At 46.3% G+C, this 521-nt stretch carries 1 protein-coding gene; it reads right to left on the bottom strand.

What is annotated here, in order from left to right; translation table 11 throughout:
• Positions 1-521, bottom strand: a 521-nt coding sequence (tnpC, locus tag AC19MV_RS23080) for an IS66 family transposase (protein ID WP_498310047.1), incomplete at both ends; no start/stop codon positions are given.

Here is a 521-nt window from a genome sequence, read left to right as displayed (position 1 = left end):
TGAATCCCTACCTGAGCAATACACCCACATGTAGCTGTTCACTTTATCGGATTTCACCACCTTTAATGGCGTTTCATCGGCAAACAACGTGGGCTGCTTTAACAGCTCGGCTTTAAGTCGCTCAACTAGTGGCGCGAATAGCGCGGCGGATTTGTCTATCCAGCTGCTCATGGTCTGGCGACTGAGTTCAATACCATATTGCTTGAACATCGCTTCCTGGCGATAAAGCGGTAGCCCATATTGGTATTTACTGGTGATAAGCTGACTGAGCAAACTGCTTGTGGCAATGCCTTTGTTGATGGGCATGGCAGGCATTGAGGCCTGTTTAATCGGGGTGTGAGTTGAAGATTTATCACAGTGACGGCAAGCGTACTTAGGCCGAATGTGCTCAATCACTTTGATTTGAGCGGGAATAAACTCAAGCTTTTCTGACTTATCTTCACCCATTTTATGTAGCTCTCCGCCACAGCAATCACACAATTTATCTTCAATATCGTGGATAACTTGTTCACGGGGTAAGT

The organism is Shewanella sp. MF05913 (genome assembly GCF_059758095.1).
The sequence above is the reverse complement of the archived record's forward strand: the minus strand, read 5'-3'. Positions and strand labels throughout refer to the sequence as shown.